22 protein-coding genes are annotated in these 24,991 nt (G+C 46.6%); 17 read left to right on the top strand and 5 right to left on the bottom strand.

From position 1 onward, the window contains the following. The first annotated feature begins 42 nt into the window (after nt 1–42). The 13 genes from E4V70_RS02305 to mnmC all read left to right on the top strand — a co-directional run bounded on the left by E4V70_RS02305 (nt 43) and on the right by mnmC (nt 15,533). Nucleotides 43–1,059: an RluA family pseudouridine synthase gene (locus E4V70_RS02305; protein ID WP_122862061.1), complete on the top strand. Its 1,017-nt coding sequence runs from the start codon at nt 43–45 to the stop codon at nt 1,057–1,059. Beyond that, a complete protein-coding gene (locus E4V70_RS02300; protein ID WP_232037800.1) occupies nt 989–2,206 on the top strand; it encodes a fibronectin type III domain-containing protein in 1,218 nt (405 codons plus the stop codon). Before E4V70_RS02305 ends, E4V70_RS02300 begins: the two co-directional genes overlap by 71 nt. Next, complete coding sequence (gene trmB / locus E4V70_RS02295) at nt 2,206–3,384, top strand: tRNA (guanosine(46)-N7)-methyltransferase TrmB (protein WP_122862062.1); 1,179 nt, start codon at nt 2,206–2,208, stop codon at nt 3,382–3,384. Before E4V70_RS02300 ends, trmB begins: the two co-directional genes overlap by 1 nt. Further along, entirely contained in the window at nt 3,368–4,039 is a 672-nt protein-coding gene (locus E4V70_RS02290) for a cell division ATP-binding protein FtsE (protein WP_122862063.1), read from the top strand. The genes trmB and E4V70_RS02290 overlap by 17 nt, the downstream gene beginning before the upstream one ends. Further along, nucleotides 4,026–4,835: a cell division protein FtsX gene (locus tag E4V70_RS02285; RefSeq protein WP_122862064.1), complete on the top strand. Its 810-nt coding sequence runs from the start codon at nt 4,026–4,028 to the stop codon at nt 4,833–4,835. Before E4V70_RS02290 ends, E4V70_RS02285 begins: the two co-directional genes overlap by 14 nt. After that, on the top strand, nt 4,832–6,082 hold the full coding sequence (locus E4V70_RS02280; RefSeq protein ID WP_122862065.1) for a murein hydrolase activator EnvC family protein: 1,251 nt from the start codon (nt 4,832–4,834) through the stop codon (nt 6,080–6,082). Before E4V70_RS02285 ends, E4V70_RS02280 begins: the two co-directional genes overlap by 4 nt. Before the next feature lie 71 nt (nt 6,083–6,153). Beyond that, the gene (gene pyrH / locus E4V70_RS02275) at nt 6,154–6,873 is read left to right on the top strand and encodes a UMP kinase (RefSeq protein ID WP_122862066.1); all 720 of its coding nucleotides are present in this window, start codon (nt 6,154–6,156) and stop codon (nt 6,871–6,873) included. A gap of 15 nt (nt 6,874–6,888) precedes the next feature. Further along, on the top strand, nt 6,889–7,107 hold the full coding sequence (locus E4V70_RS02270) for a DNA-directed RNA polymerase subunit omega (RefSeq protein ID WP_122862067.1): 219 nt from the start codon (nt 6,889–6,891) through the stop codon (nt 7,105–7,107). Further along, entirely contained in the window at nt 7,091–9,289 is a 2,199-nt protein-coding gene (locus tag E4V70_RS02265; RefSeq protein WP_122862068.1) for a RelA/SpoT family protein, read from the top strand. The genes E4V70_RS02270 and E4V70_RS02265 overlap by 17 nt, the downstream gene beginning before the upstream one ends. Before the next feature lie 17 nt (nt 9,290–9,306). Continuing rightward, complete coding sequence (tyrS, locus tag E4V70_RS02260; RefSeq protein ID WP_122862069.1) at nt 9,307–10,515, top strand: tyrosine--tRNA ligase; 1,209 nt, start codon at nt 9,307–9,309, stop codon at nt 10,513–10,515. After that, entirely contained in the window at nt 10,515–11,606 is a 1,092-nt protein-coding gene (locus E4V70_RS02255; protein WP_122862070.1) for a nitronate monooxygenase, read from the top strand. The genes tyrS and E4V70_RS02255 overlap by 1 nt, the downstream gene beginning before the upstream one ends. Then, on the top strand, nt 11,590–13,434 hold the full coding sequence (locus E4V70_RS02250; protein ID WP_122862071.1) for an N-acetylmuramoyl-L-alanine amidase: 1,845 nt from the start codon (nt 11,590–11,592) through the stop codon (nt 13,432–13,434). Before E4V70_RS02255 ends, E4V70_RS02250 begins: the two co-directional genes overlap by 17 nt. Continuing rightward, on the top strand, nt 13,431–15,533 hold the full coding sequence (mnmC, locus tag E4V70_RS02245; protein WP_122862072.1) for a bifunctional tRNA (5-methylaminomethyl-2-thiouridine)(34)-methyltransferase MnmC2/FAD-dependent 5-carboxymethylaminomethyl-2-thiouridine(34) oxidoreductase MnmC1: 2,103 nt from the start codon (nt 13,431–13,433) through the stop codon (nt 15,531–15,533). Before E4V70_RS02250 ends, mnmC begins: the two co-directional genes overlap by 4 nt. Nucleotides 15,534–15,788: 255 nt before the next feature. Here mnmC and E4V70_RS02240 read toward each other — a convergent pair whose 3' ends face one another. The 5 genes from E4V70_RS02240 to aspS form a co-directional block, all read right to left on the bottom strand. Further along, entirely contained in the window at nt 15,789–16,322 is a 534-nt protein-coding gene (locus E4V70_RS02240; protein ID WP_122862073.1) for a DUF937 domain-containing protein, read from the bottom strand. A 90-nt stretch (nt 16,323–16,412) separates the two neighbouring features. Next, entirely contained in the window at nt 16,413–16,931 is a 519-nt protein-coding gene (ppa, locus tag E4V70_RS02235) for an inorganic diphosphatase (RefSeq protein WP_122862074.1), read from the bottom strand. A gap of 242 nt (nt 16,932–17,173) precedes the next feature. Beyond that, nucleotides 17,174–17,563, bottom strand: a complete 390-nt coding sequence (locus E4V70_RS02230) for a YgiW/YdeI family stress tolerance OB fold protein (RefSeq protein ID WP_122862075.1) — start codon at nt 17,561–17,563, stop codon at nt 17,174–17,176. A 135-nt stretch (nt 17,564–17,698) separates the two neighbouring features. Next, nucleotides 17,699–18,265, bottom strand: a complete 567-nt coding sequence (locus E4V70_RS02225) for an adenylate kinase (RefSeq protein WP_122862076.1) — start codon at nt 18,263–18,265, stop codon at nt 17,699–17,701. Nucleotides 18,266–18,622: 357 nt separating this feature from the next. Then, nucleotides 18,623–20,374, bottom strand: a complete 1,752-nt coding sequence (gene aspS, locus E4V70_RS02220; RefSeq protein ID WP_122862077.1) for an aspartate--tRNA ligase — start codon at nt 20,372–20,374, stop codon at nt 18,623–18,625. A gap of 93 nt (nt 20,375–20,467) precedes the next feature. Here aspS and E4V70_RS02215 point away from each other — a divergent pair, with 93 nt between their 5' ends. From E4V70_RS02215 to E4V70_RS02200, 4 genes are all read left to right on the top strand, one after another. Then, nucleotides 20,468–21,361, top strand: a complete 894-nt coding sequence (locus E4V70_RS02215; RefSeq protein WP_163026439.1) for an NAD(+) kinase — start codon at nt 20,468–20,470, stop codon at nt 21,359–21,361. Beyond that, nucleotides 21,354–22,877 (top strand): AAA family ATPase, encoded by a 1,524-nt coding sequence (locus E4V70_RS02210; RefSeq protein WP_122862079.1) that lies wholly within the window; start codon nt 21,354–21,356, stop codon nt 22,875–22,877. Before E4V70_RS02215 ends, E4V70_RS02210 begins: the two co-directional genes overlap by 8 nt. 71 nt (nt 22,878–22,948) lie before the next feature. After that, a complete protein-coding gene (locus E4V70_RS02205; protein ID WP_122862080.1) occupies nt 22,949–24,202 on the top strand; it encodes a GGDEF domain-containing response regulator in 1,254 nt (417 codons plus the stop codon). Next, complete coding sequence (locus tag E4V70_RS02200) at nt 24,202–24,990, top strand: TatD family hydrolase (protein ID WP_122862081.1); 789 nt, start codon at nt 24,202–24,204, stop codon at nt 24,988–24,990. Before E4V70_RS02205 ends, E4V70_RS02200 begins: the two co-directional genes overlap by 1 nt. Nucleotide 24,991: the final 1 nt, after the last annotated feature.

Raw genomic sequence — 24,991 nt, 5'->3', positions numbered from 1 at the left:
TTTTTGAGCGATTATAGCATTTTAAAGGAAACAAATCCAAAAATGACGGAAAAAGAAATCAAAATTTTAGAGGATGCGCAGGCTAGGGCGGACGCATTTTTGGCTACCGAGCTAAACGTCGCTAGAAACCAAGCGCTAAATTTGATAAAAAGCGGGCTGGTTAGTCTAAACGGCAAGCTGCTAACTAAGCCCTCGGCGAAGCTAAATTTGGGCGACGTTTTGAGGATCAAATTTGAGCAAAGCGACCCTGATACGACTAAATTTGAAGCGGAATTCGAAGTGCCGATCATTTATGAGGACGAGGATTTGCTCGTGCTAAATAAACCGGCAAATTTGGTCGTCCACCCCGCTCCTAGCGTCAAGGAACCCACGCTTGTGGATTGGCTCGGTGCGAAGGGGTTTTTGCTATCAAATTTAAGCGGACAAAGTAGGGCGGGTATCGTTCACAGGCTAGATAAGGGCACTAGCGGAGCTATCGTCGTGGCTAAAAATAACGCCGCTCACGCTGCGCTTTCAAGCCAGTTAAGCGACAAAAGCATGGGGCGGATTTATCTAGCGCTAACGGATTTGCCGCTCAAGCAAAACTGCATCGTCGAACGAGCTATCGGACGAAATCCCGCTAACCGCCTAAAAAAGGCGATCGTCTCGGACGGCCGCGTGGCAAAAAGCGCCTTTGCGAATTTGCTTTTTAGCGAATTTGACGGCCCCGTGCAGAGCAAAAACGCGGGTGTAAATTTGATCGCGGCAAAGCTTTTTACGGGTAGAACTCATCAGATAAGAGTGCATCTAGCTAGCCTAAACCGCCATATTTTGGGCGATGCTTTATACGGTTTTAAGAGCGAAAAGGATAAAATCGGCCGAGTAATGCTTCACGCCTACGGGCTGTATTTCACGCATCCGCGCACGGGCGGGCAAATGAGCTTCGTAGCGCCTGTCTGGGATGATTTTAGTGAAATTTTACTTAGCAAATTTAGCAAGGAGAATATAGATGAAAAGATTGATTTTGTGGGGCTTAGCGAGCTCTTTGGCCATTGTGATGAGTGGATGCGTATCCTCTAGCGGGCCTGCGCAAGTAAATCCGAATTTGCCGACCGTCCAGAGCCTAAAAACCATCAGCGATATGACCGAAGTGGGCTTTGAGTGGACGCCGACTCCGACCTCAAACGTCGCAGGCTACTATCTATACCGCTCAAATCCAAACGAAAATAACGGCAAAATGAAGTTCGTAGCCGACATAAAAGACCGCTTTGCCAGCCACTACGTGGATGCAAATTTAGCTCCCGAGACGACCTACTCGTACGAAATGAGAACGTATAACGAAAGCAAGCAAATCTCGGGCCCGGGCATGATCGTTAGTACCACAACCAAGCCTCTTATGGACTCCGTACCTTTCGTTAGAGCGCTTACGAATTTACCTGAGCGCGTGAAGCTCATCTGGAGACCGCATCCGGACCTTCGCGTGGCATCTTACGTCGTCGAAAAGGCCGATATAAATAAAGAAAACTGGAGACAAATAGCCGAGGTAAAAGGCAGACTAAATGCCGAGTATATCGATGACGATGTGAAGTCGGGTAGAAGCTACAAGTATAGAGTTTTCGTAAAAACGACTAGCGGTACGATCTCAAAACCTAGCGAGATCGTGGACTCTACGACGAAGCAGCTACCAAGCGAGGTCGTAAATGCGCAGGCTACTCAAAACGTGCCTAAAAAGATTATTTTGACGTGGGACAGCGTGGCTAGCGACGACTTTGGCTACTATAAAATTTATAGCGCGTCAAGTAAATTTATGCCGTACACCTACCTCGTCAAAACCACGTCTAATAGCTACGAGGATCTCATAAACGAAAACGGCGCGACTAGATACTATAAAATCACCATCGTCGATAAAGACGGCCTAGAGTCTAAAAAGCCTAGCGAGCCTATAATCGGCATGACGCTAGGAGCTATCGACGCGCCGGTCGTATCATCTATCGTGGCTGACAGCACGGCGGTTAAGCTCACGTGGAACGCCTCTGATAAGGCTAGAAGCTTTACCGTTATAAGAGACGGCGGCGGAAGCGAGCAAAAATTTACAAATATAACGGGCAACGAATTTGTCGATAATAGCGTAACATACGGGCTAAAATACAGCTATAAAGTGATCGCCGTAGATGAATACGGCATAAGCTCCGACGCTTCTCAAAAAGCCGAGATAGCCGTCGAATAATGCCCAATTTTATAGCTAAAAACGTAAATTTTACGCCAAAAGATTGCGGCGAGATAAGCTTTTTGTGGGAGGCTCGCGGCAGGCAGGGCGTAAGCCTCGTTTATACAAAAAGCTCTAGCGAGGAGTTTTTTATCACGCTAAAAAAGCGTGAAAACGACTGGGTCGTAAAGGGCGAAAAGCTAACGAAGCCTGCCAAAATAGGGCTTTTGCAAAATGCTTTGATTAAATTTAAAGAGCTTTACTGCGATCAAATTTTAAGCGAAGCCATCGCGGTAAAAAACACGCGCCTCACGCAAAAAGACTCGGCGATCTTTAGCGTGGGCGAGCTGCTTGAAAATTTAAATCAGAGCGAATTTCAGAGCAAATTTATCGAGATCGGATTTGGTTCTGGCAGGCACTTGCTATTTCAGGCGGAAAATAATCCAAATACCCTAGTCGTCGGTATCGAGGTCTACAAACCCTCGCTCGAGCAGGTCGCAAAGCTGACAAAAGCTAAAAATCTAAACAACGTCATGCTCGTAAACTGCGACGCGAGGCTACTTTTATCGCTTGTGGAGTCAAATTTTATAGATAAGATTTTTTTGCATTTTCCCGTGCCTTGGGACGACGCTCCTCATAGGCGCGTGGCATCGGCTAAATTTGCCCTGGAGTGCGAGCGAACGCTAAAAGTGGGCGGCAAATTTGAGCTGCGAACCGATAGCCGCGAGTATGCGGACTTTACTTTGGCGCAAATTTTAGATCTAAGCGACGCCGACGTGCAAATTTATAAAAACCGCGACCTAAAAGTAAGCAGCAAGTACGAAGACCGCTGGAAAAGGCATCAAAAAGATATTTACGACGTTATCTTTACCTGCGAAAAGCAAAGCGAGCCTAGAGCAGATCAGGGCGAGCTAAAATTTGAAAACGGCTACGACACGAGCAAAATCTCGGCTAAATTTAGCAACCAAACGATAAAAGAGGATGATTTTTTCTTGCATTTAGAGGAAAAATACGAAAAAGAAGGCGGCGAAATTTTAATTCGCGCGGCGTTTGGCGCATTTAACGCGCCCGAGCATTGCTATGTTTTGCTTGGCGAAAAAGGTGCGGAATATTTTATAAAAAAGCCGCTCGTTACGGCTGAAAATTTAAAGGCGCATCTTGCGTTGAAGGAGTATTTGGCGGATGCAAAAAATAATTAGCGCAAGCGGGCTTTGTCTAGGATACGAGGGCTGCGAAAAGCTCATAACGGACGCGAAATTCGACATTTACGCTAATGATTTCGTTTTTATCACGGGGCAAAGCGGTAGCGGCAAATCGACGCTTTTAAAATCTTTTTACGGCGAGATAAAGCCAAGCGCGGGCTCGCTAAACGTTTGCCTAACCGATATGATGAATCTTGGCGGGCAAAATCTAGATAAACTAAGACAGCGCATAGGCGTGGTTTTTCAAAACTACCGTCTGATAAGCGAGTGGAATATCGAAAAAAACGTTATGCTGCCGCTAATGATAAAAGGCCTTAGCGCAAATGTTTGTAAAAATCAGGCGACTAAGCTCTTAAAGCACGTAAATTTGCTCCACAGAGCGCACAAGTATCCAAACGAGCTAAGCGGTGGCGAACAGCAGCGAGCTGCGATGGCTAGAGCTCTGGCGCATAATCCAAATTTGCTGCTTTGCGACGAGCCTACGGGTAGCCTCGATGAATATTCAAGCGACGTTATCTGGGGGCTTTTGCGCTCGGCCAAGGAGTTTTTGGGTACCTGCATCGTGGTCGTCACGCACAAAGTGCCAAGCTCTCTAAGAGTGCCTTACAGACATTTTGTTATAGAAGACGGACATGTACATGAAATCCTTTAAAACCCATCTAAGCGCGATAATCCCGCTAGTGGCGCTGCTCGTGGGCATTCAGTTTATATTGCTAGTCGGGCGAGTGGTGGATGAGTACGAGTCCGTGATGAACAAAGACTATAGCATCATCATCGTAAGTCAAAACGAGCTAAATGCTACCGACGTAAAGCCGCTTATTTATACCTTCGAGTCGCTTGAACCGCTTAGCTCAAAGCCCGTGCTAGAGAGGCTTGCTAAGGACATATCGTCTAAAAATATCGCCGTTTTGCAAAACGCGTTGCCTAAATTTTACTCGCTAAAGCTAAACGCCTTTCCAAGCACGAAATATATGGAAGAAATCAAGGATAAAATTTCAAAGATTAACGGCGTGAGTAGGGTTGAGACCTTTTCAAAAACGCACGATAAAATTTATAAAATCATGCAGCTGATTAAAAATATATCCGCGATATTTTCGGGCCTAATCGGCCTAATCGGGCTCATGCTTATCGCAAAGCAGATGCGAATTTGGCTCTATGAGCACAAAGAGCGTATCGAGATAATGACGCTTCTTGGCGCTCCGTCGTGGCTAAAATCGGGCGCTTTATACAAAACCGCGCTGTTTGATTCTTTTATCGCGACCGTTTTGGTGGCGGTTTTTTATATTATTTTGCCGGATTTGCAGCCGGTTAAAGAAGTAGCTACCGACCTAAATATAAATTTGCCCGCGATAGATCTGTTTTACGAGGGCGGTGTACTGCTGGGCGTTTCGCTTGCGATTAGCTTTTTTGCCGTTTATCTCGTGATGAGAAAAGCAAGGGCGATATGAGGAAAATTTGCTTTTTGCTGGCTGCCGCGCTTTGCTTAAATGCAAGCACGGGCGAGAAGATAAAAAATCAAACGACCTATCTCGAGTCCTCAAAAGAGCTTGAAAAGCAGCTAAATAAAAAGCTCGACGACCTAGCCGGCGACATACTCGGCGGCGAAAAAAGCGTCAAGCAAACCGACGATAAGATGAAAGAGCTCATAATGCAAATAGCTCAGTTAGAAAATAGCGCCAAAAGCGCTAGCGGCGAGCTTGACGAGCTGGTAAAGCAAAACAAAGACCTCACGCAAAGCCAAAAAGACATACAAAAAAGCATCGTACGTATCATCTCGGACGAGTTTTCTTTCGATCTCATAATGCCAAAAGAGTACGAGGAGGGCGTGGATAGCATCATCGCGACCGAGATTTTAAGCAAGCTAAATTCGGTACTAAAAGATGATTTTAACGAGCTAGCCAAGCAGTACGAAAGTACGCAAAATTTGATAAAAACCCAAAACGATAAGATCGACGGGATAAAGTCGAATTTAAAAACCTTTAAATTTAAGCAAGCCGAGCTCGTTTCTCTGCAGGATAAGCAGATGAAAACGCTGGCGAATTTAAAGCGGGATAAGGAAATTTATCAAAAGCAACTCTCGCGCCTACAAGCCCAACAAGACGAGATCAGAAAGACGCTAGAAGAGCTAAAAATCGTAGCAAAAAGGGAGAGTGAGGAGGCTAAAAAAGCCCTAGCCGCGCAAAAAGCAGCCGAAGCTAAAGCTCAAAAAAATAAGAAAGATAAAAAGGGCGAGGCTACCGCGAGCGCGTCTGATGGCGACGTCAAGCAGTTTGGCTCGAGCTATCAAACTAGCCTCGTAAAAAAATATAGCGGCGAAAAGACGATCGCGCCGCTTGACGGTTTTACGGTCAAGCAAAAATTCGGCAACTACGTAGACCCCATCTATAACATCAAAATTTTTAACGAATCGGTCGTGCTAAGCGCAAATTCGGCCGACGCAAAGGTAAAAAGCGTATTTAACGGCAAAGTGGTCTTTGCCAAAGAAACTGCGATGCTAGATAAGGTCGTCATCATCGAAAATCCAAACGGCATCCACACGATCTACGCGCACCTTAGCCAGATCGCTCCTACGGTAAAAGTGGGCGCAAAGGTACAAAAAGGCTACGTCATCGGGCGCGTGCAGCGAGATCTAACCTTTGAAGTAACGCAGAAAAACTACCACATAGACCCCCTCGAGCTAATCAGCCTAAAATAGCACTCGCGCGCCGAGATTAGCAAAATTTAAAGCAAATTTAGCTAAAATCCGAAAATTTAAGGAGATGAAAAATGGAGCGAAAAAAGCGAATTTTGGTTAAATTTTCAGGCGAGGCGCTAGCCGGCGACAGCGGCTTTGGCATAGATAACGCGGTGCTTAAATTTATCGCAAAACAGATCAAAGAGCTAGTCGAAAACGGCATCCAAGTGGGTATCGTCATCGGCGGAGGCAATATCATACGCGGCGTTAGCGCGGCTAGAGACGGCATCATAAAGCGCACTAGCGGCGATCACATGGGCATGCTAGCTACCGTGATAAACTCTATCGCGATGAGAGAAGCGCTAGAGAGCGTAGGCCTGGACGTGCGCGTACAAAGCGCGATAAAGATGGAGGCTATCTGTGAGACTTTCATCGTCGGGCGCGCAAACAGACACCTTGAAAAAGGCCGCGTCGTGATATTTGCCGCAGGTACTGGTAATCCATTTTTCACCACCGATACGGCGGCGACTTTGCGCGCTATCGAGATCGGTTCGGATATGATTATTAAGGCCACTAAAGTAGACGGCGTTTATGACAAAGACCCGCATAAATTTGAAAATGCGACGTTGCTGAAAGAGCTAAACTACGAGCTTGCTATGAGTGACGATATCAAAGTGATGGACGATACGGCAATTGCGCTAGCTAAGGATAATTCGCTACCGATTTTGGTGTGTAATATGTTTAAAGACGGAAACCTGCTCAAAATCATACAAGGCGACGAGAGTGCGTTTTGCTCTATCGTGAAAAATTAAATTTAAGGAGAATAAATGAGATCTGAAGAAGTAGCGGCAAAGGCTCTAAAACTAGTCGGAGACGATAGATATAAGCTCGCTCTAGTCGTAGCCAAAAGAGCCGAGGCGCTAGCCGGTGGAGCAAAAAGCCTGCTTGATATCGACGTTAGCAAGATGAAATTTGCCGATATCGCCCTACGCGAGATAGCCGAGGGCAAAATAGCTTTAGAGGGCATAGTTGAAGCAGCTAAATAGCGGGTTTTTACTAGAACAATTAATCGACGATATAACCGCTTGCAAGGACGTCGCGCAGGCGAGGCAACTTCTTAGCGTACTCATAAATTTGACGCCGAATTTAGAGCGCGCGATCGAATGCTGCGTCATCTCGCACGCTGGTCAGTTTAGAAAAAGCGGCGAACCGTACGCGATACACCCTATCTTAGTGGCCTGCATCGTGGCACACATGGGCGGGGACGAGGATATGATTATCGCCGCCTTGCTGCACGACGTGGTCGAGGATACGGATAGGTCGATCGAGAGCGTGCGTGAGGACTTTGGCGAAGAGGTCGCAAAGCTAGTCGAGGGATTAACTAAAATCGTAGCCATCAGAGAGGATAAGCTTGCAAGCTCGGAGTCAAACGAGCGTCTGGCGGCGTCTGCGATGACCTTTCGCAAGATGCTGCTAATATCTATCGAGGACGTGAGAGTGCTCGTGGTAAAGCTCTGCGATAGACTGCACAATATGCTAACGCTACAAGCTTTGCGCCCCGAAAAGCAAAAGCGAATCGCTGAAGAGACGCTGATGGTTTACGCTCCGATCGCGCATAGACTGGGTATTTCGTCGATAAAAAACGTACTTGAGGATCTTAGCTTTAAGTATGCTTTGCCCGAAGAGTACAAAAAAATCGACGACTACTTAACCGAGCACAAACAGCAGCTTGTGTTAAAGCTAAACGCGTTTACCGATAAAATTTTTCAAATTTTACTTAAAAACGGTTTTAGCGAAAACGACTTTGAGATACAAAAGCGCATCAAGCACCACTACTCGATCTACTTAAAAATGCAGAGAAAAGGCATCTCGATCGAGGAGGTGCTGGATCTGTTAGCCGCACGCGTGCTGGTTAAAGAGCCGCAGGATTGCTATCTGGTGCTTGGAAATTTACATATAAATTTTAATCCTCTAATCTCGCGCTTCAAAGACTACGTCGCGCTTCCGAAGCAAAACGGTTACCAAACCATACACACGACGATATTTGATAACAAAAGCATCTTTGAGGTTCAAATTCGCACCTTTGACATGCACAAGACCGCAGAATACGGCGTTGCAGCGCACTGGAAATATAAAACGGGCGGCTTTTTAAACCCGAAACTAGACTGGCTAAGCGATATCAGCGGCATAGAAAACGGCATGGAGGAAGCGAGCGAAAACCCTGAGGAACTCTACGAATACGCAAAAGATAGCCTTTATGTAGAGGATGTCGCGGTTTATTCGCCAAAGGGCGACATATTCACGCTTCCGCGCGGCGCTACGGCGCTTGATTACGCTTACGAGATACACACGCACGTAGGCTTGCACGCCAAAGAAGCCTACGTAAACCGCGTGCGAGTACCGCTACTAACGGAGCTAAAAAACGGCGATATCGTGAGTATCGTGACCGGCGATGAGCCAAAATACCGCTGTTCGTGGCTAGGCAGCGTAAAAACGGGCAAGGCTAGAGCCACGATCCGATCGTACTGCAAGCAAAAGATAAGAGATATCAACAATATGGTCGCGATCGAAATTTTAAGCGGCATTTTTGCCGTGCCTTCTCAAACTATCGAGCAGTGGCTAGAGACTGAAAATTTGACCAAGAAAATTTTTAGAGCTGCGTTTGACTCGGTGTATCTGCAAGACGTGGTAAACGCGCTAAAAAAATACGTAAAAAGAGACCGTCCGTTTGCTATCGCGATGACGGATAAATATAACGTCAAAAAGCAAAAATTTGAAAATATCGTGATCTACTCGAACCACAAAATAAATAGCATCGAGTTTGATTATTGCTGCAACCCAAAGCGCGGAGACGATATCGTGGGATTTAGAAACTATCACCACGTCACCGTACACCACAAGCTTTGCGAGCGTTTTATGAAGCTAGCCGAAGAAAAAAACGAGATGATTTTCGTCAAATGGACGCGGGTCGCTCCGCATAGATTTAAGATCATCCTAAGCCTTGAAAACAGGCGTGGGTCTCTAGCCGAGTTTTTGACGTATATGGCGAAAATGCAAGTAGATCTCGTAACCATCAGCCTTACCGAGACCAGAGAGGCGACGGCGGACTTTTTCGAGCTGACGATCGAGCTTGGCGAAAATTTGAACGTGAACGAGATAAAAGAACGACTAAGAGATCGCTACAAGATCATCGACTTCGTGTCGCTTGACGACGCATACGGACATTAATAAATTTAGGAGAGAAAATGGGCGAAAATTTGAGCAAAATAATGAGCGATATAAAAAAGGGCGTCGCCGAGATGATAGACGAGGAGCGCGTCGAAAATTTAGTAAAAAACTACTATGAAAAGGGCGAAAATTTCTACGTTAAAGCAGGCTTTGACCCGACGGCTCCCGATCTGCACCTAGGCCACACCGTAGTGCTTCAAAAGATGGCTCTTTTGCAAAAACACGGTGCGATAGTGCAGTTTTTGATAGGCGATTTCACGGGGCAAATCGGCGATCCAAGCGGCAAAAGCCAGACGCGTAAAAAACTAGACCGCGAGACCGTCGCGGCAAACGCCAAAACCTACGAGGAGCAAGTTTTTAAAATCTTAGACCCGCAAAAAACAAAGATAATGTTTAACTCCAAGTGGCTAAACGAGCTGGGGGCTGCGGGTATCGTGGAGCTAACCAGCATCTTTGCTGTGGCTAGGATGCTTGAGCGCGATGATTTTGAGAAAAGATACAAAAGCGGCGCCTCGATCTCGATAAGCGAATTTTTATACCCGCTGCTTCAGGGCTACGACAGCGTCGCGATGAAGTGCGATATCGAGATGGGTGGTACGGATCAAAAATTTAACCTTCTGATGGGGCGAACTTTACAGCGAGTTTACAACGTCGGCAAAGAGCAAGCCGTCATAATGATGCCGCTTTTAGAGGGACTTGACGGCGTAAATAAAATGAGCAAGAGTCTAGGAAACTACATCGGCGTGACCGATGAGCCAAACGATATGTTTGCTAAAATTTTAAGCGTAAGCGATGATTTGATGTGGCGCTGGTACGAGCTACTAAGCGACAAAAGCGCGGAAGAAATCGCAAATTTAAAAACGGACGTAGCTAGCGGCAAAGCTCACCCAAAAGCCGTAAAAGAGGCTCTCGCGCTAGAAATCACGGCTAGATATAACGGCGAAGCGGCGGCAAAAGAGGCGAAGGCCGAATTTGACCGCGTGCACTCGCAAAATTTGATCCCGACCGAGATGGACGAGTTTGAACTCTCAGCTCCGGTTTGGATCGTGCAGGCGCTTACTCACTGCGGACTCTGCGCCAGCAGCTCTCAGGCGCGCCGAGACATCGCGGCAAACGCCGTGAGCTTAAATCAAGAAAAGATCGCCGACGAGCAGCTAAAGCTTGGTGCCGGCGAATACGTCTTGCAAGTAGGCAAGCGTAAATTTGCAAAACTAAAGGTAAGCTGATGCAACCCGTAAAAATCGGAAAATACGATATAAAATATCCGATAATCCAAGGCGGAATGGGGCTTGGTATCAGCTGGGATAGGCTCGCAGGAAACGTCAGCCTAGAAGGCGGCCTAGGCGTCATAAGCTCTGTTGGGACGGGCTACTACGAAGGGCGAAAATATATCACCAAAGAGCTAAACGCTAAGCCCTACGGTAGCGGAAATTTCTACTCGCGAGAGGGGCTAAAAGCCGTCATCGATAACGCGCGTAAAATTTGCGGCGACAGGCCTCTTGGGGTAAATATCCTATACGCAAGCAACGACTACGAACGCATCGTAAAAGACGCCTGCGACCACGGTATAAACGTGATTATTACGGGCGCGGGGTTGCCTACGAATTTGCCTGAATTTACGGTAGATTACCCGGATGTGGCTTTGGTTCCTATCGTATCCTCGGCAAAGGCGCTAAAAATAATCTGCAAACGCTGGCAGGGACGCTACAGCAGGCTTCCGGACGCCGTGGTGCTAGAAGGACCTCTTAGCGGCGGGCATCAGGGCTTTACGTACGAGCAGTGCATCGATCCGGCATATAGACTTGAAAATTTGATAACGCCCGTTAGCGAAGAGATAAAGCAGTGGGGCGATTTTCCGTTATTTGCGGCGGGCGGTATCTGGGATAAAAACGACATCGATAGGGCTATTTCGCTTGGCGCAAACGGCGTGCAGATGGGCACTCGCTTTATCGGTACGTACGAGTGCGACGCTAGCGAAGAGTTTAAGCAAGTACTTCTTGCGGCCAAAAAAGAGGACATCGAGTTAATCAAAAGTCCCGTAGGCTACCCAGCGCGCGGCGTTAGGACAAATTTGATAAATCTAGTCGATAAACGCCAAGGGCCGAAAATCAGCTGCGTAAGCAACTGCGTAAGTCCGTGTCAGCGTGGCAAAGAGGCCAAAGAGGTAGGATACTGTATCGCGGATCGCCTCTACGACGCCTTTGAGGGGCGCAAGGAGACTGGGCTATTTTTCACGGGCGCAAACGGCTACAAGCTAAACGAGATAATAAGCGTGAAAGAACTATTTGAAAAACTGATAAATGGCGAAGATAATTAGAAAAATTTTTGTAATTTTATTTTTATTGGCGGCGGCGTTTGCGAACGACGGCTTTTTTGATAAATTCGACCGCGAATTTGACGGCGCAAGTAGCAAGAAAAAGACGGAATTTCATCAAGAACTGCGCGTGCTGTACGTTAGATCCATCATGCATAACGACAAGGAGCTAACCGCAAAGTCTCTGCAGCGTCTGATAAAAAGCGCAAAAGCTCTGGGGCTGGATACGAAGTCGTACGAAAAAGAGCTAAAGGGCCTGCCGCAGCCAAAAGCTGCACCTGCGCCTAAAAAAGAAAAAGAGGCGCCAAAGCCTAAGCAGCCCGAGGTAAAAGATCAAAAAGAAGCCAAACAAAAGCCCACCGAGCTAAAGCAACTCTCTGCGCCGGTAAACAAGAAAAACCCGGCCGAGCAGGACAAGCTTACGCTAGTTTCCGTGATCAGGGGTAGCGATAGCTTGGAGCTAAAATTTAATAGGCAGCTAAGCGGCAGCGATATCAATAAATTTACCCTAAATCAAAAAGGCTTATATAGGGATATATACCAGTTTAAGGGCGTTTGGAGCGCCGGAACGGTAGAGAGTATAAAAGGATTTTTGGTCGATGAGGTCCGTATAAGTCAGTTTGACGCGAGCACCGTGAGGGTGGTTTTCGTGAACAAATTTGAGATAAATTTAAAGCTAAGGGCCGAAGATCGGTCGCTAGTTTTTAAAAAGGCCTCTCCCACGCAAGAGCAAAAATCCGTAAAAAATGAAAATTTAAACTCCAAACAATCCGCAGCAAAAGACAATCATCAAAAATCGCAAATCTCGCAAAAACAAAACGTAGAAAAAACGATCGACCTGAAGCAGGCTCAGATACAAGCTAGGCAGATGGCCGAAAAGAAAAAAATCGAACAAGCTAAGCTAGAACAAAAGCAAGAAGCCCAAAAAAACGCGGCCAAGCCAAAGCCTGAAATAGCGCAAGCGCCGCAACAGCAAAAAACCGCTCAATCTCAAGCTCAAAATCAAAAGCTCGCTCAGCAAAAGCAGGAAAAAGCTACCGCGCAGGCCAAGACGGATGCAAAAAGTACTCAAAGCACCACTAAAAAAGACGAGCAGGAAATTGTGCTGGCGCCCGTAAAAACTACAAGCGCTAAAAAAATTACAAGCGCTAAAGGCAAAGTTATCGTCCTTGACGCTGGGCACGGAGGCGACGATCCTGGCGCCATAAACGGCTCTTTAAAAGAAAAAAACGTCGTGCTAAGTATCGCGCAAAAGGCGGGCAAGGAGCTACAAGGACGCGGCTACAAGGTTTATTACACGCGTAGCAAGGATAAATTTATCAACCTTCGCGACCGCACGAAATACGCCAACGACAAGGCTGCAGATCTCTTTATCTCCATCCATGCAAATGCCGCACCAAACAAGACTAAGGCGGCGACTATGCGCGGTATCGAGACGTTTTTCCTCTCGCCGGCTCGTTCCGAGCGCAGCAAAAACGCCGCCGCGCTGGAAAACAAATCCGACATCGAGGAGATGAACTATTTTTCTAAGCAGACATTTTTAAATTTCCTTAACCGCGAGAAAATCATCGCCTCAAACAAGCTCGCCATCGACGTTCAGCGCGAAGTTTTAGCGCGAGCTAAATCGGTGAGCTCAAAGGCATCCGACGGCGGCGTTCGCGAGGCGCCTTTTTGGGTGCTAGTAGGCGCGCTGATGCCAGCGGTGCTGCTTGAGGTCGGCTACATCACTCACCCAGACGAGGGCGAGCTCATAAATAACTCAAAATACCAAGACGCCCTAGCCAAGGGGCTTGCGGACGGCATAGACGTCTATTTTTCAAACCAGCAATGAAAAGCGCGCGAGTCGTTTTTAAAGACGGCATTCCATTTAGTCCCGAATTTGACGACATTTACTTTAATGCAGATGATCCCATAGGGCAAAGCGAGTACGTTTTTAACTCCGTTTTTGATGAAATTTGGGAGAAAAAGAGCGAATTCAACGTACTTGAGACGGGGTTTGGCGCGGGGTTAAATTTCCTCTGCGCTTTTAAAAGATTTAAAAACTCGGATAAATTTTTAAATTTCGTAAGTATCGAAAAAACGCCGATCGCTAGAGACGATCTAGCCAAAATTTACGCGAATTTTAGCGAGCTTGCGGATGTTTCTGGCAAGCTTTTGGATGCCTATCCGCCGCTTGTTTGCGGATTTCATAGGCTAAATTTGTCCCCAAACGTCACGCTTACTTTGTGCTTTGGCGACGTGGACGAGGTTTTGGACGAGCTTAGCTTTATCGCGGATGCCGTTTTTATGGATGGCTTTGCTCCCGCTAAAAACGAAGCTATGTGGAGCGAGCGGGTTTGTGCTAAAATCGCAAATTTATGCGCTCCCGGCGCCGCTGTTTGCACGTATTCGGCCTCGGGCGCGTTAAAAAGAGCCCTGCAAGATAGCGGCTTTGAGGTAAATTTGCTAAAAGGCTACGGCAAAAAGCGCGAGATGCTACGTGCTAAATTTGCGGGCGAGCGACAAGCTAGAAGCGAGATTTGGTTTAGCAGATTTGATCCCGCCACAACGATCGCTCCAAAGACGGCGCTAGTTATCGGCGGCGGCGTGGCTGGCTGCGTTTGCGCGTTTAAGTTGCGCGAGCAAGGTTTAAAGGTCACGATCGCCGAAAAGTGCGGCGACATCGCGCTAAACGGCTCTGGAAATCACTGCGGGATTTTGATGCCGCTTATCACGAAACCAACCGTAAATTTAGGCCGCATGCATATGAACGCCTTTTTGCAGGCGGCGCGCTTTTACGGCCAAAACCTCGGCGCCCAGGAGATAGAGTTTTGCGGTGCGACGGACTACGCATACGAGCAAAAGACCCTGGAGCGCTTTTACGAGTGGCGCGAATTTGACGCGGATAACGGCGTTTTTGAGCTAAAATTTGATGACGAGCCTTACGCTAGCGCGTTTATCTTTAACGGCGCAAAAGCTCGCCCTAGAAAGATGTGTAAGGCTGCAAGCGCAGACATAAAAACGCTTTTAAACTGCGAATTTACGGGCTTTGAGGCGCTTGGGGGCGGCGCGGTTAGAGCGCACTTTAAGGACGGACGAAGCATTGACGCCGACGTGCTCGTGCTTGCTATCGGCAGCGAGAGTATGGAGCTTTTTGCGGACTACGACATCAGGCTTAGCTCTGTGCGCGGCCAGGTCACGCATATCGAGCCGACCGTCTGGACGTCTGCGCCTTTTAGCGCCAAAGGCTACATTTGTCCGCCTGTAGATGGCGTGCAGGTGATCGGCGCGACTTATGATAGAAATCTTTTTTTGGACGAGTCGCGCCCTAGCGACGACGAGAAAAATTTAGCCGACGTCGCCGAGTTTTTGGACGGCAAATTTGCAAAAAACGAGCGACTAAATTTAAGTGGTGCGCAAGATACAAATTTGACCATCGGCCGAGACGGCGACGCTGAAAATTTAAATCGTTTAGAAGCGAGTAGGAACGATATAAATTTGAGTAAAAACATAGGTTTGTGCGCCAAAACCGCGAGTAACCCCGTACAGGCGCGAGATGCGTCAAATTTGGCTAGGCCTGAAAACAACAGCTCAAACATCGCGCCTAAAGTACTGCAAAACGTCCGAATAATTGGCTCAAAAGTCGGTTACCGTAGCTATAGCGGCGACCGCTTTCCGCTTATCGGGCGGCTTTACGACGAGCATTTTTATAAAGATACCTACAAATCGCTACTTTGGACGAAAGGCAAGTCCAATCCGCATCCAAAATACGTACCTAACGTATATGCGAGCACCGCTCACGGCTCGCGCGGGCTTTGTACGGCCGTGCTTGGTGCGGAGCTCATCTGCGATCTTATTTTCGACCGTCCGCTTTGTATAGAAAAATCGCTTTTTGACGAGCTTCATTTGGCGAGATTTCTCGTTAGAAAGCTCAAAAAAGGGCTGAAATAAGCGCAATCTCAAATCTCTTAAATTTTATTTGCGCGACGCTGCTTTATGTTCATAAACCAAATTTGTCAAATTTGGAATAAGGGGCGCAATATTCGTATATGTAAAGGCAAAGTAGGGGTTCATTAAAGGAAGAGAATTTGACGCTCTGTCACAGAGAAGCGGCAGTGAAAGAAAAGCGGTTTTTGGCGAGCTATAAAAAGCCGTAAATTTAGTAGAACGCAAAAAGTCCCAACGGCTAAAATAGGCGAAATTCGCCTATTTTTTACCAAAAAAGTCGCCTGCGATCCTAAAAATATCGTCCACGATCGAGCCGTCTTTGTTCTGATCTAAAAACTGCGTTAGCATCGACATCATGTAGCCGCTATCTGCAGAGCCTTGCAAATTTGAGGCTTTTAGCTGATTGTTTAGCATGCCTGCGATCATCGGCGCGATCATCGGTAGCAAGGTTTTGATAGAGTCCGCGCTGATGCCCAGCTGCGAACCCACGTCGCTAGCTAGAGCCCTGCTGTTTTCTTTTGAGCCCGTTAGTACGCCAAGCAGCTCGTTGCCCTCGGCGACGCTGATGTTTTGCGGGGCGTCAGTCATCTCGTCAAGGTTTGAGCGGCGGATCATATCTAGGAAATTGGACGAATCCGCGTCTGATTTAAAATTTTCGTTCGCTCTTTGCATGAAAATCGGCGCAATCTTAGAAACTACGGCCTCTACGTCGTTTGCCGCCAGTCCGCTTTTTTGCGACATCGCGTCTATCATACCGCTGGAGTTGCTCAAAAGTAACTTTAATATATCCATTTTTATCCTTTTGATTTTTCGATAGTTTAAACTCGGCCGCCGCTTGTTTGAGTTGAACGAAACGGTGGCCAAGCAAGCCGGGAGAGCGGCTTATTTATAATTTTTTATTGCCGCGTCCAGGATCTCTTTCGCGGCATCGGCGTCTTTAAATTCTTTAACCTTGACCCATTTGTTAGGCTCTAAAATTTTATAAGTTTCAAAGAAGTTTTTGACCTTATTTAGAGTGGCTTCAGGTAGGTCTTTGTAGCTCTTGATCCCGTCAAATCTCGGGTCGATCTTGGTTACCGGTACGGCCAGTAGCTTCTCGTCCATACCTGCTTCGTCCTCCATCACGAGCACGCCGATCAGGCGGCACTGGATCACGCTACCTGCTTGCAGCGGATATTCGTTTAGCACCAAGATATCGGCAGGATCGCCGTCTGCTGCGAGCGTGTTTGGTACGAAGCCGTAGTTTGCCGGGTAGAACATCGCCGAGTAGAGCACGCGATCGACTACGACCGCGCCGCTATCTTTGTCGATCTCGTATTTGATGTTCGAGCCGTATGGGATCTCGATCACGGCGTTGATTTTGTCCGGGTTTGAGCCTGCTTTGATTTTTGAAACGTCCATTTTAATCCTTTGTAAAGCCCCTATCTCGCCAAAAGATTTTGAGATAATTGCCTTGAAATTTAAGTAAGGGATTATATAAAATCTCGGCTAAATTTGGAGTAAAACGAGAACTTTTGCGAGCTAAAATTTGATGGGTCTTACTACGGCAAATTTGAAGCTAGAGCGCAAAATTCGCTTATCAGCAAAGTAGGGTTGGAAAACTTAAAATTAGAGGAAATTTAAGGCGGCGAACCGCCCTAAAATTATTTGATTATTTCGATAGTTTTTACGTCGATAGAGGTTTTCATAAAGTCCTTATCAACCTCGCCGTAGATACGCACGGGCGTGTTTTCATCGACGGTTACGCCTCTCCAGTCTTTGTGATCAATCTCGACTTCGATCGTGTCGCCGTTTTTATCGACGAACTGGTAGTGCTCGGGGCGAAACTCGGAGACGATCTTGCCCTCAAGCACGACGCGAGCGTCATCCGGTAGCGCTATGGCTTGTTTTACCGTGCTTGCGCTCATGGCTCCCTTGCCGACGAAGCCGCCTTTATTTGTCGTACTTTGCGCATTTGAGCTAACGCCCGTAAATCCGCCCGCAGCAAACATAGCGCTTGCAAGAGCCGCTGATAAAACTATTTTTTTAAACATTACGCATCCTTTAAATTTGATGTGATTTTCGTGAAATCATAGGGCGAATTTTAATGATATTTCGTGAATTTTTTGTTAATTTGGATTTATGGAAAGTTTAAATTTAGAGCCTAGCTTGAGGCTCTAAAATAATGTTTATAGGTTATTTACGAGAGCTTCGACGTCGGCTACAATAGGCTCGATCGCACGCTCGCCGTTTACGACGTAGAGCAGGCCTTTTTCTTTGTAAAATTTGCGTATCGCCTCGATCGGCTCTAGATAAACCTTCATGCGGTTGTTGAAAACCTCGTTGTTGTCGTCGGCTCCGCGTGCTCGTCCGAGTACTCTCTCGCGTGCGACGGCTTCGCTAACGTCCACTTCGATCACGCCTTTTAATGCGATCTCGTTTTGCGCGGCTAGAACCTTGTCTAGCTCGGTCATCTGCTCGACGCTGCGCGGGTAACCGTCGATGATGACGTTTGATTTATCTGAGCTTTTGATCGCCGAGACGATCGCGTTTACGACGACATCAAGCGGGACTAGGTTGCCCTTTGAGATAAAGCCGTCGATTAGTTTGCCAAGCTCTGAACCGCTGGCAACCTCTGCACGAAGCAGATCACCGGTCGAGAAGTGCGCAAATTTGGTATCTTCTTGCGCGATTAGCGATGCGTCGGTGGTTTTGCCGGAGCCTGGAGCGCCGATGATTAAAAATAGTTTTTTCATAAAATTTCCTTTAAAACGGCTTGTCTTTTTCTACTTATACTTCGTTGGATTTTAAATTTTAAGCTCGATGAACTACATGTTCTATCTGCGCTTAAAATTTAAAATCCGCCTCGTCTAAGCGAAAAATGCTTCACCTTCATTTTTGTTATAAAAAGTTAAAGCAGAAATATCGTACGACGATTTTAATGCTTTGCTTTTTCTTTCAATAAAAAATAAAATCAACTAAATTTGTAGCGGAAGTATCGCCAAGCTAGACTAGGCGGTTTTAAAATTTAAGCGTGCGCTAGGCGTATAGCCTGCGGAGCGCCAAATTTTAAAACCAACGACGTATAGCGCGGCGAGACGACGCTTTCAAGCTTATTTTTCTTTTTCTCGCAGCCTTAACCCCAACTCCCTTAGCTGCTCGCCGCTAGCTTCGCTAGGCGCCTTAGTTAGCGGGCACTGAGCGCGCTGGGTTTTAGGGAAGGCGATGACGTCGCGGATCGAGCCGGTTTTGTTTACTAGCATATTTAGCCTGTCAAAGCCGATCGCGATACCGCCGTGCGGAGGCGCACCGAAGCTTAACGCGTCAAGCAAGAAGCCGAATTTCTCGCGTTGCTCGGCCTCGTCGATGCCTAGTAGCTTAAATACCTTTTGCTGAACGTCGTTTTTGTGTATCCTCACGCTACCGCCGCCAAGCTCATAGCCGTTAAGCACTACGTCGTGAGCGACCGAAAGGATGTCCTCGAGATCGGGCTCGTCGATGTTTTTAGGCATGGTAAACGGATGGTGCATGGCTGAGTAGCTGCCGTCGTCGTTTTGCTCAAACATCGGGAAGTCAAGCACCCATAAAAACTCCATTTTGTTTTGGTCGATGATGCCCATTTGCTCGGCGAGGAAAATCCTAAATCGACCCATGTAGTCAAGCACGACTTTTTTCTTGCCGGCGCCGAAAAATACGACGTCGCCGACTTTTAGCTCGCAGCGAGCTACAATCTCGTCAAGGTCGCTTTGCTCGAAAAATTTGCAAAGCGGTCCTTTTAGCCCATCCTCTTTCATCTGGAAGTAGCCAAGGCCTTGAGCGCCGAATTTACGGACGAATTCCTCAAAGCGGTTCATCTCGCGCTTACTAAAGATATTATCGCCGTTTGGCACTTTTAGCGCTTTGACGCGGTTTTTCTTAGGCTCGCTCGCGATCTTGCTAAATATTTCATTTGACGAGCGCGCAAAAATGTCGATAACGTCGATCATCTTTAGATCGTAGCGCAGATCGGGTTTGTCGCTGCCGTAGGTCTCGGTAGCCTCTTTGTAGCTCATTCGGCGGAAAGGTATTTGGATGTCGTATCCGCAGGCGGCAAAGACGTCTTTTAGCATGGTTTCGGCCATATTTAGGATGTCTTCTTGCTCGATGAAGCTCATCTCGATATCTATCTGCGTAAATTCAGGTTGTCTATCCGCGCGCAAGTCCTCGTCGCGGAAGCATTTTGCGATCTGGAAATATTTATCAAAGCCAGAGCACATCAAAAGCTGTTTAAAAAGCTGCGGGCTTTGCGGTAGGGCGTAAAACTGACCCGGATATACGCGGCTAGGCACTAGATAGTCTCTTGCGCCTTCCGGCGTCGCGCGGGTTAAAATCGGCGTTTCAAACTCGATAAAGCCCATTTTATCTAGGCTGTTTCTAGCCGCGATCGCCGCTTTTGAGCGCATTTTAAAGATATTTTGAAGTTTCTCGTTTCTAAGGTCTAAAAATCTGTATTTTAGTCTGATGTCCTCGTTTACGCTCTCGTCGCCGATGACGAAAGGCAGCGGCTCGCTCGGGTTTTCTACTATCACTTCGTTTGCGACTACTTCGATCTCGCCCGTTTTTAGGCGCGGATTTACCAGGCCTTCGCCGCGAGCGCGGACTTTACCTTTTATCCTTAGCACGTACTCGTCGCGAACGTGCGATGCGGCCTCGTGAGAGCTCTTGCTATCTGCCGGATCGCAGACGATCTGGATCAGTCCCGTGCGATCGCGCAGGTCCAAAAATATAACGCCACCGTGGTCGCGGTAGGTATTTACCCAGCCGCAAAGCGTAACTTCTTTGCCTATGTCGGCACTGCTTAAATCAGTGCAGTAATGGCTACGCATTTTCACTCCTTTTGCTGTTTTTAACGCGCCGATTATACTAGAATTTTGCTTGCTCCCAGCTTTTTTAAAACAAAATGTGATAAAATCCGCCCTATGAAAAAAGAGAATTTATTGCTTCCTTCCGAGATAAAAACGGTCGGATTAGTCGCGAAAATCAACGGCGACGCGGTCAAAAACGCGCGAATTTTGCGCGAAATTTTGGCTAGGTACGGCGTTCAAATTTTGTTTGAAAACGCGCTCGCTAAACATCTAAATTTAAAAGAGGGCTCGAATTTGCAAGGATTTGAGGTGCGCGAGCTGGCTAAAAAGTGCGATTTTTTGATCTCGCTCGGAGGCGACGGCACGATCATCTCGCTTTGTAGAAATGCAGCCGAGATTTCACCCTTCGTGCTGGGCATCCACGCGGGCAGGCTAGGATTTTTGACCGATATCACGATGAATGAATGCGAGAAATTTTTCGCCGAGTTTTTTGCGGGTAAATTTGAGGTCGAAACCCCTTTTATGCTTGACGTTTTTTTGCACAAAAAAAGTGGGGAAATTTTGCATAAAATCGCATTTAACGACGCCGTAATCGTGGGCGAAAAGGTGGGTTCTATGACGCACGTGGAGGCTTTTTGGAACGAAAAATACTTTAACGCGTATTTTGGCGACGGCGTCATCGTCTCTACACCCGTGGGTTCAACCGGATACAACATGAGCGCGGGCGGGGCGATAACCTATCCTTTGAGCGAGGTGTTTTTGGTTACGCCCGTTTGCTCGCACTCGCTCACGCAGCGCCCGGTCGTGCTTCCGCGCGGATTTGAGATCAAATTTAAAACTTCAAGCGCGGCAGTGCTGGTTATCGACGGGCAGGATAGGTATAAGATGAGCGAGCTTGAGAGCGTGAGCATGACGCTAAGCGCGAGTACGGCGAGGCTAATCCGCCACGTCGGGAGAGATTATTTTCAAATTTTAAAAGAAAAACTGCATTGGGGTTATAATGATTGAGCGGATTTTGATAAAGCAAAATTTGAGTTTTGAAAACGTCGAGTTAAATTTCGGGCGCGGACTTAGCGTATTTACGGGCGTGAGCGGCGCGGGCAAATCGGTCTTGATGGGTTCGATAATGGCGGTTTTGGGGCTAAAAGATAGCGAAGCAAAGCTGATAGAGGCCGACGTCTCGCATAAATTTAACCTTGAGGAATTCGGTCTTGAGAGCGAGGAAATAAATACCTTTAAGCTTTTTCGCGACAAAACGACGCGCTACTTTATAAACTCGCAAGCCGTTTCTAAGAAAAATCTCGCCAGCATCGCAAAAGAGCACGTCAAATACCTATCCGCAAAGGAAATAAACGAATTTGAAAACGAGAGATTTTTAAATTTGCTTGATAGCTTGCAAGCCAAAAAAGACGCTAAATTTAACGAAATTTTGAGCGAATTTAGGCTCAAATTTGAGGAATTTAGCCAGATCTCGCGCGAGCTGAAAAAAATAATCGACGAAGAAAAAAGGGTGGAGGAGCTAAAGGAATTTGCCTCTTTTGAAATCAATAAAATAGAAAGCGTGAGTCCCAAAATCGGCGAATTTGACGAGCTAATGGAGCTAAAAAAACGCCTTAGTAAAAAGGATAAAATTTTAGAAGCGTGGAATAGGGCGGAGCAAATTTTTAATTTCGAGCAGGCCGTGACGGACGCGCTAAATATCAGCGATATCGATAGTAGCTTCTTTGAAGAGGCGATGAACGAGCTGCGAGTAGCGCGCGAAAATCTAAACATGGACGAGCTAGAAGACGTAGATATCGAGGGCGTGCTAGACCGCATCGAGGCGATAAACTCGCTCGTGCGTCGCTATGGCGGCGAGGAGGAGGCGCTCCAGACGCTAAAAACGCGCAAAGCCGAGCTAGCAAGATACGAAAATATAAGCTTTGAAAAGAGCGAGCTGGAGCGTAAATTTAAGCAAAACGAAGCCGCGGTAAATGCGCTGGCGGACAAAATCAGCCAAGCTCGCGTGGCAAATTTAAAGGAGCTTGAAGCGCTCATAAATTCGTTTCTAAAAGAGCTTTATATGAGCGAGATTTCATTAAAGATAAATAGTAAAACCCTAGACGCCGCCGGCAGGGACGAGGTAAATTTGAGCCTAAACGAGACGGCGCTAAAAAATCTAAGCTCGGGCGAGCTAAACCGCTTAAGGCTAGCTTTTATAGCGAGCGAAAGCAAGATCACCGGAGGCGGCGAGGGCGTCATAATCCTAGATGAAATAGACGCGAATCTAAGCGGAAAAGAGGCGATGAGTATCGCAAACGTGCTGCTAAGCTTGGCCAAATTTTATCAAATTTTCGCTATCTCGCATCAGCCGCAGTTAAGCTCTAAAGCCGATTCGCATTTTCTAGTCGAAAAGCGCGGCGAAACCTCGAACGTAAGGGAGCTAAAAAACGAGGAGCGCGTAAACGAGCTGGCCCGTATGATAAGCGGCGAACGCATAACTGAGGAAGCGATAAATTTCGCCCGTCAACTTTTGGTTGTTTAAGTTTGGCTTAAAATTTAGGTTGAAAAAAGAAAAGTAATGGTATATTTGAAAAAAATTTTGAACGAGAATAGATGGAAAAAAATAAAATTTTAATAGTAGAAGACAACAAAGCGCTGGCTAGACTGATCGCCAAAAAGATGGAAGATAAGGTCGAGATGGAGATCGATGTGGCGTACACTATGGCTGAAGCGCAAGCTTTTTTAAGCGATCCAAAAGAGTATTTTATCGCGCTGCTTGATCTAAATTTACCCGACGCTCCAAACGGCGAAATCGTGGACTACGTCATCTCAAAAGGACTGCCTAGCATCGTGCTAACGGGTAGTATGGATGATGCCACCAGAGAGAGCTTCATCCATAAAGACATCGTAGACTACGTCTATAAAGGCAATATGGACGATATAAATTATATATTTAAGATCATAAATCGCCTAAGCAAAAATAGACAATATAAGGTAATGGTTGCCGAGGACTCGGCGCCTTTTAGAAATAATCTTAAAAAAATCCTAACTAGCCTTCAGTTTCAGGTGTTTACCGCCGCTCACGGCGAGGAAGCGATGAGTTATTTTGCCGATAACCCCGACATGAAACTTGTCGTTTGCGACTATAGGATGCCCGTAAAAGACGGCCTTGAGGTGCTAAAAGAGATAAGAGCTGCGGGCGATAAAAATCAAATCGGCGTTTTAATGATGACGAGTCCGAGCGAAAACGTAAACGGCGCGATATTTTTGAAAAACGGAGCGAATGATTTTATCGCTAAGCCCTTTGTAAAAGAAGAGCTTATTTGTAGGGTAAATAATCTAATCGAAGCGATGGAAAACATAAATCAAATCGCCGATTTTGCGAACAAGGACTTCCTGACGGGCGTTTATAATAGAAGGTATTTTTACGACGATATGAACGAATACTTGGCCTATGCCGAGGAGCGTGCCGAGCCTTATGCGGTGGCGATGCTGGATATCGATCATTTTAAACAGATAAACGATACTTACGGTCACGACGGCGGCGACAGGGCGTTAAAGACGTTAGCTAAAAAGCTGATCGACGAGACCAAAAAAGGCGATTTGGTAGCGAGATTCGGCGGGGAAGAATTTTGTATCGTACTAAAAAATGTCTCAAACGAAGAGGCGGTTAAATTTTTCGTAAATTTAAGAGCTAGCATCGCAAACTGCAAAGTGCGACTAAAAAAAGAGCAGATAAAATTTACCGTCTCTATCGGAGTGGCCTTTAGTAGAAGCGATTATAGATTAGATGAGCTTTTAGAGCTTGCCGACGAGGCTCTTTATAGAGCAAAAGAAAACGGGCGAAATAGGGTAGAAATAGCCTGATGATAATAGACACTCACTGTCATTTGGACGATGAAAGCTTTGATAGCGATCTGGTAAAAGTTATAGCAAATGCCCGAGAAAACGGCGTCGGCGGGGTGCTGATACCTGGTGCTGATATTAATGATTTACCAAAAGCGGCTAAAATAACCCGCGAATTTGAAAATGTATTTTTTGCCGTCGGAGTTCATCCGTATGATAAGGATGGATTTAACAAGGACGTTCTTTATAAATTTGCAAAAGACGAAAAGTGCGTTGCCGTGGGCGAGTGCGGGCTTGATTACTTCCGCTTGCCTAAAGACGAAAATGAAAAAGAGCTTGAAAAAGCGGAACAAAAGCGCGTGTTTAGAGCGCAGCTTGATATGGCGGTAGAGTTAAATTTGCCGGTCATTTTGCATATTAGAGATGCAAACGAAGATAGTTTTAATATCTTAAAAGAGTATGCAAGCAGGCTGGTCGGAGCGGTTTTGCATTGCTATAACGCTTCGCCTTTGCTTCTAGAGCTTGCAAAGATGGGCGAGTTTTACTTTGGTATCGGCGGGGTTTTGACCTTTAAAAACGCGAAAAATTTGGTTCAAATTTTGCCCCAAATTCCGCGAGATAGGTTGCTACTTGAAACCGACGCGCCGTATCTGACGCCTGAGCCCTTTAGGGGGGGCCGTAGAAACGAGCCTGCCTTTGCGCGTCTTGTCGCAACAAAGATGGCCGAGATTTTAAATTTAAAAGAAGAAGAGGTAATGGAAATAACAACGAAAAACGCGAAGAAAATCTTTATGAAATTTAACACGTAAT

It is taken from the genome of Campylobacter showae (assembly GCF_900699785.1).
GTDB classification, from domain to species: Bacteria; Campylobacterota; Campylobacteria; order Campylobacterales; family Campylobacteraceae; genus Campylobacter_A; species Campylobacter_A showae_D.
Note: the sequence above shows the minus strand (reverse complement) of the source record. Positions and strands in the feature narration are given on the sequence as shown.